The sequence below is a fragment of the Sphingomonas pseudosanguinis genome, from assembly GCF_014196255.1.
Classification (GTDB): Bacteria; Pseudomonadota; Alphaproteobacteria; order Sphingomonadales; family Sphingomonadaceae; genus Sphingomonas; species Sphingomonas pseudosanguinis.
In genome coordinates this window covers 1-6,766 of the sequence record NZ_JACIDH010000037.1, presented here as the reverse complement: position 1 = coordinate 6,766, position 6,766 = coordinate 1, and the positions used below count along the sequence as shown (strand labels likewise).

Below are 6,766 nucleotides of genomic sequence, written 5' to 3'. Positions count from 1 at the left end.
CTCGTTTGGTATCGCAGGCTCTTTGCGTCGGGACATATCGGGTCTCCTTCTTTCCCGTTATGCCCGCCCGCACACGAAATTCCTGACACTCCCCCCGCCCGCCAAAGCACCCCACCATCCGTTCACACTGAGCGAAGTCGAAGTGCACGCCTCACGCTCGCGGCTTGGCCCGCCAACAGCCGCCGTCATCGCAGCGCCCCACCCCCAAAAGCAAAATGGCCGCCCGATCCACTTCCATCGGGAAGCGACCAGGCGGCCATTACCATTTGCATGGTGGGCGCGACAGGGATTGAACCTGTGACCCCACCCGTGTGAAGGGTGTGCTCTACCGCTGAGCTACGCGCCCGGTAACCGGGAGACGGGCCTTTAGGCGGCACCGCGCCGCCTGTCCAGCCCCAAAACGCCGAATTAGTTGACCGAGTCCTTCAGAAGCTTGCCCGGCTTGAACTTGGGCTGCGACGACGCCTTGATCGTCATCGGCTCGCCGGTGCGGGGGTTGCGCCCGGTCGAGGCCTTGCGCTTGGAGACCGAGAAGGTGCCGAACCCGACCAGACGGACTTCATCACCCTTCTTCAGCGCGGCGGTGATCGCCTCGAACACCGCGTCGACCGCCTTGACCGCATCACCGCGCACGAGACCCGAGGAGTCGGCAACGGTGGCGATCAGCTCCTGCTTGTTCATTCCATAACCCCCTATGATGTCGACGATAAAAGGAACGGACTCGGTGCCGCCCCCGATATGAAAGGACCGATAATGACGTGGCTGAGCGTCGTGTCAAACCCCGTCGTTATGCAAAGCGAACGATTCCGTATACAGAAGCGCATGTCATGGCGATGACACGGGCCGCCGATCCGTGACCGGCGGCCCTCGAAACGCGACGATCAGTGGTGACGCTCGCCCCCGACCGGCGGGATCGGCGCGGGCGGCAGCGCCGCCAGCTCGTCCGCGTCGGTCCAGTCGATCGCCTCCAGCGGCTCGACCAGCGCCAGTCGCAGCACCTCGTCGACATGCGCGACCGGCACGATCTTCAGCCCGTTCAGGATGTTGGCGGGGATGTCCGCCAAATCCTTCTCATTCTCCTGCGGAATGAGCACGGTGGTGATCCCGCCACGCAGCGCCGCGAGCAGCTTTTCCTTCAAGCCACCGATCGGCAGCACGCGACCGCGCAGCGTGACCTCGCCGGTCATCGCCACATCCTTGCGCACCGCGATGCCGGTCAGAGTCGACACGATCGAGGTGACCAGGCCGATGCCCGCCGACGGACCATCCTTGGGCACCGCGCCCTCGGGCAGGTGGATATGGATGTCCTTGCGGTGGAACAGCGACGGCTTGATCCCGAAGCTGGGGCTGCGCGCCTGGACGAAGCTGAAGGCGGCCTGCACCGATTCCTTCATCACGTCACCCAGCTTGCCGGTGGTCTTCACCTGGCCCTTGCCGGGCACCGTCACCGATTCGATGGTCAGCAACTCGCCACCCACCTCGGTCCACGCGAGGCCCGTGACCGCGCCGATCTGATCCTCCTGCTCGGACAGGCCGTGGCGATACTTCTGGACACCGGCGAACTCATGCAGGTTCTCCGGCGTGATCGTCACCGACGTCGCCTTGCCCTCCAAAATCTGGCGCAGCGCCTTGCGGGCGAGACGCGCGATCTCCCGCTCCAGCGTACGGACGCCCGCCTCGCGGGTGTAGCGCTGGATCAGGGCACGCAACCCCTCCTGGGTCAGCGTGAACTCGCCGTCCTTCAGACCATGGGTCTCGACCTGCTTGGCGATCAGGTGACGCTCGGCGATCTCGACCTTCTCATCCTCGGTATAGCCCTCCAGACGGATGATCTCCATCCGGTCGAGCAGCGGCTGCGGCAGGTTCAGCGTGTTCGCGGTGCACACGAACATCACGTCCGACAGATCGATGTCGATCTCCAGATAGTGATCGTTGAACTTGGCGTTCTGCTCCGGGTCGAGCACTTCCAGCAGCGCCGAGGCGGGGTCGCCGCGGAAATCCTGGCCCAGCTTGTCGATCTCGTCGAGCAGGAACAGCGGATTGGACGTGCCAGCCTTTTTCAGGTTGGTCACGATTTTGCCCGGCAGCGAGCCGATGTACGTCCGGCGGTGGCCGCGAATCTCGGCCTCGTCGCGCACGCCGCCCAGGCTCTGGCGGATGAACTCGCGCCCGCACGCCTTGGCGATCGACTGGCCCAGCGAGGTCTTGCCGACGCCCGGCGGGCCGACGAGGCACAGGATCGGCCCCTTCAGCTTGTTGGTGCGCGCCTGGACACCCAAATATTCGACGATCCGGTCCTTCACCTTTTCCAGCGCATAATGATCCTGGTCGAGGATCGCCTGCGCCGCCGCGATGTCCTTCTTGACCTTGGACTTCTTGCCCCAGGGCAGGCCGAGCAGCACGTCCAGATAGTTGCGCACGACCGTCGCCTCGGCACTCATCGGCGCCATGGTCTTCAGCTTCTTCAGCTCGGCGGTCGCCTTGGTGCGCGCTTCCTTGGATAGCTTGAGCGTTGCGATCTTGCTCGTCAGCTCGGCGATCTCGTCGCCGTCGCCGTCCTCGCCCTCATTGCCCAGCTCGCGCTGGATCGCTTTCAGCTGTTCGTTGAGATAATATTCGCGCTGCGTCTTCTCCATCTGGCGCTTGACGCGGCTCTTGATCTTCTTCTCGACCTGCAGGACGCCGAGTTCGCCCTCCATCAGGGCATAGGCCATTTCCAGCCGCTTGGCCGGATCGGTTTCGACCAGCAGCGCCTGCTTGTCGGCGACCTTGACCGAGATGTTCGCGGCGACCGAATCCGCCAGCTGTGCCGGGTCCTCGATCTCGGCGAGCTGGACCGCCGTCTCGGCGGGCAGCTTGCGATTGAGCTTGGCGTAATTCTCGAACTGGTCGACCACCGAGCGCATCAGCGCGGCGATCTGCGCCTTCATGTCATGGTCCTGCGCTTCGACCCCGGCCTCGTCCGCCTCGACCAGCGCCGTGTCGATCGTCGCGGTCAGGAAGGCGCCCGACTCGTCCAGCTCGGCCAGGCGGCCGCGCGTCTTGCCCTCGACCAGCACGCGCACGGTGCCATCGGGCAGCTTCAGCAATTGCAGGACGGTGGCGGTGACGCCGATTTCGTACAGATCCTCGCGCGTGGGGTCGTCTTCGGCGGGATCGAGCTGGGCGACCAGGAAAATCTCCTTGTCCGCCGCCATCGCCGCTTCCAGTGCCGCGACCGATTTGTCGCGACCGACGAACAGGGGCACGATCATGTGCGGGAAGACGACGATGTCACGCAGCGGAAGGACGGGATAGGACTGGTTCATGCAAACTCCGGTCGGCCCCGACCGGGGCCTGTTTCATCGTTATATATGGGGAGGGTTGCCGATCCATCAATTCCCGCTGCGACCAATCGACCGGGACCGCTTGCCAAGGCCGTGGGCTTGCGCGACACCATGAGCTATGGATCGTATACGGAATTGCGTCGCGGGCCTGCTGGCCTCCTCCCTGTTGCTGACCGCCGCCGTCACGTCGGCGCAGGGGACGAAGCCCCTGCCGGCCAAGGGCGAACCGCCGCTGACCGTGCAGACCATGGTATCGGGCGGCGTCCGCCCGCCCGAGCAGCTGGCCGTCCGCTTCGACCGCGCCGACCTGTCGTTCGAAGTGCTGCCCGACACACAGGAATTGAACGGCATCGCGGTGCTGGACTTTACCGCCAAGGCGCCGCTGCGCCGGCTGGTCATCGATCTCGACAGGAATCTGCCGGTCGAGGCGATCGCCATCGACGGCAAGCCGCTGAAGCCCGGCGCATGGTCCAATCCCGAAGGCCAGCTGGTCGTCACCCTGCCCCGCCCGCTTCGCGCCGGGCAGAAGGTCAGCGCGAAGATCACCTATGGCGGCACGCCGCATGTCGCGGTGCGCGCGCCCTGGGATACCGGCGTCGTCTGGGCCAAGACCCCCGATGGCCGCCCATGGTTCGCGACGACCGCGCAAGGCTATGGCTGCGACCTGTTCTGGCCCTGCCTCGACTATCCGATGGGCGAACCGGGCGTCGTCACGCTGCACATCACGGTCCCCAAGGGGTTGAAGGCCCCGTCCAACGGCGTGCTGCTCGGCGTCGATACGCTCGGCGATGGGCGGACCCGCTGGAACTGGCGGACCAAGCATCCCAACACCTATGCCATCGCGCTGAATGTCGGTCCCTATGAGGTGGTCGAGGGCAGCTATAAGAGCCGCTTCGGCAATACGATCGCGATGTTCTACTGGTATCTGCCCGGCGAGAAGGAAAAGGCCGAAGCCCTGTTCGCCGAGTTCGCGCCGACATTGGATTTCTTCGAATCGACCATCGGCCCCTTCCCCTTCGGCGACGAGAAGCTGGGCGTCGTCGAGACGCCGCACAAGGGCATGGAGCACCAGACGATCAATGCCTATGGCAACGAATATGCCAAGGCGCCCGAAGGCTTTGACTGGCTGTTCCAGCATGAATTCAGCCATGAATGGTTCGGCAATCAGCTGACCAATGTCGACTGGGACGACTTCTGGCTGCACGAGGGCTATGGCAGCTATATGCAGCCCTCCTACGGCCGCTGGCGCGAGGGCGAGGCGCGCTATGCGGTGATGATGGATGCGCAGCGTGGGCAGATCGCGAACAAATCCCCCATCGTCCACGACCGCAGCATGACCGAGCAGGATGTCTATGAGCCGGCCAAGGGCGGCCCCGGCCTCGACATCTATATGAAGGGGTCGTGGATGCTGCATACACTCCATAACCTCATCGGGGACAAGGCGTTCTGGGACGTGACGCGGCTGGCCGTCTATGGCCGCACCGATCCGAAGCCGGGCAATTTCAGCCCGCGCTACGGCTCGACCAAGGAATATGAAGGCTTTGTCCGGCAGGTGACGGGCAAGGATTATGGCTGGTTCTTCGACGTCTATCTCCGCCAGGCGACGCTGCCCGAGATCGTCGAGACGCGGGAGGGCGACCGGCTGACGCTGAGCTGGAAGGTGCCGGGCGGCGGCCCCTTTCCCCTACCGGTCGAGGTGAAGGTCGGCGACCGCATCGAGATGCTGCCGATGACGGACGGCACCGGCACGCTGACCGTACCGGCGGGCGCGCATGTCGTGGTCGATCCCTGGTCGAAAATCCTGAAACGCTCGGTCGCGATCGAGCAGTTCCAGGCGTGGAAGGCGGAACAGGCGGCGAAAACCAAGAAGTAAGCCCGCCCTCCGTTCAGCCTGAGCGAAGTCGAAGGCCAAGGGAATCCCTGTCCAAAAACTCCTTGGCCATTGTTACCGCGTGGCCTTCGACTTCGCTCAGGCTGAACGGCCGTCAGGAATCACGGCACCACCGTCACGAACAGATAGGCCGCAAAGATCACCAGATGCACCGCACCGCCCAATACGGTGGTCCGGCCATTGCCCAGCGTCAGCGTGATCGAAAACAGCGACAACACCAGCAGGATCATCTGCTTGGTGCCGATCCCCAGCGCCAGCGGCAGCCCCAGCATGAGCGAGACGATCGCCACCGCCGGAATGGTCAGCCCGATCGTCGCCAGCGCCGAGCCGAGCGCGAGGTTGAGGCTGGTCTGCAACCGGTTCCGCCGCGCCGCGCGGTACGCCGCCAGGCTTTCGGGCGCCAGCACCAGTGCCGCGATCACCACGCCGACGATGGCCAGCGGCAGGCCAGCGTTCAGGATCGCCGCCTCGACGATCCCCGACAGCCCCTTGGCCAGCAGCACGACCCCGACCAGCGCGACCAGCAACATGCCCAGCGCCGCCCAGGCGGCCGCATTGCTCGGCGGCTCGGCATGCGCGTCGGCGGGCATGTCCTCATCGGCGGGCAGGAAGTAATCGCGGTGGCGGACCGTCTGCACCATGACGAAGGTGCCGTAGAGGATGACGCTGACGATCGCGACGAAGATCAGCTGCGACGGCGCATAGGTCGGCCCCGGCGCGGACGATACGTAATTGGGTAGCACCAACGACAGTACCACCATCGCGGTGAGCACGTTGAGCGACGAACTGGCGCCCCGCAGCGAAAAGCGCTGCTCGCCATGCCGCGCGCCGCCCGCCAGCAGGCAGACGCCGACGATGCCGTTCAGGATGATCATGATCGCCGCGAACACCGTGTCGCGCGCCAGGCTGGAGGCGTCGCCCGCGTCCGACAGCATCAGGCTGACGATCAGCGACACCTCGATCACCGTCACCGCCACCGCCAGCACGAGCGTGCCGAACGGCTCGCCGACCCGGTGCGCGACGACCTCCGCCTGATGCACCGCCGACAACACGCAGCCGAACAGGATGATCGAGGCCACCACCGTGCCGGCCGCCCCCATCTTGTATAGCGACACCGCGATAGCGAGCAGTCCCAGAAGCGGAAACACCAGGGTCCACCAAGGCATTAGCAGCCGCTTGAGCAGCGCCCGCTTCTGTCCGGCGGTGACGATGGCGTCGGGTTCGCTCATGGCTGGTCGGGCCTCCTTTTCGGCATGGTGGGGTGTGACGCTCTATATGCGAATGCGCCAACCGCCGGGTTGGCTCCCAGTGCGATCAAATTCGTTGCGACCGGGCAATAACTGCCACCCTTCCGGCGCTACGCGCCTCCCTCCCTCTCCCATCGGGAGAGGGAAGGGGCCCGCCCGCTTTAGCGGGTGGGAAGGGTGAGGGCAGCCGGACGGTAATCGAGCTAACTATGGTCGAGACTCAATCAGAGCCAGAATGCGAGCGCGGTTGCGATGGCGACGCCTGAGAGGAAGTTGACGGCGAGTTTGTCGTAGCGGGTTGC

At 64.9% G+C, this 6,766-nt stretch carries 4 protein-coding genes and 1 tRNA gene; 1 reads left to right on the top strand and 4 read right to left on the bottom strand.

Annotation, left to right across the window (positions count from 1 at the left end):
* Positions 1–271 precede the first annotated feature (271 nt).
* The 3 genes from GGR48_RS17730 to lon form a co-directional block, all read right to left on the bottom strand.
* A tRNA-Val gene (locus tag GGR48_RS17730) sits at positions 272–346 on the bottom strand.
* A 62-nt stretch (positions 347–408) separates the two neighbouring features.
* Positions 409–738 carry an HU family DNA-binding protein gene (locus tag GGR48_RS17725; RefSeq protein WP_312487854.1) on the bottom strand — a complete coding sequence of 110 codons (330 nt, stop codon included), beginning with the start codon at positions 736–738 and terminating at the stop codon, positions 409–411.
* A gap of 143 nt (positions 739–881) precedes the next feature.
* Entirely contained in the window at positions 882–3,308 is a 2,427-nt protein-coding gene (lon, locus tag GGR48_RS17720) for an endopeptidase La (RefSeq protein WP_183953163.1), read from the bottom strand.
* A gap of 136 nt (positions 3,309–3,444) precedes the next feature.
* Between lon and GGR48_RS17715 the strand changes: the two genes are divergently transcribed.
* Positions 3,445–5,199 (top strand): M1 family metallopeptidase, encoded by a 1,755-nt coding sequence (locus GGR48_RS17715; protein WP_240455955.1) that lies wholly within the window; start codon positions 3,445–3,447, stop codon positions 5,197–5,199.
* 119 nt (positions 5,200–5,318) lie between these two features.
* On the opposite strand, the gene GGR48_RS17710 is transcribed toward GGR48_RS17715, so the two are convergent.
* Positions 5,319–6,446, bottom strand: coding sequence for a calcium:cation antiporter (locus GGR48_RS17710; protein WP_240455956.1), 1,128 nt, complete (start codon positions 6,444–6,446; stop codon positions 5,319–5,321).
* Positions 6,447–6,766 lie beyond the last annotated feature (320 nt).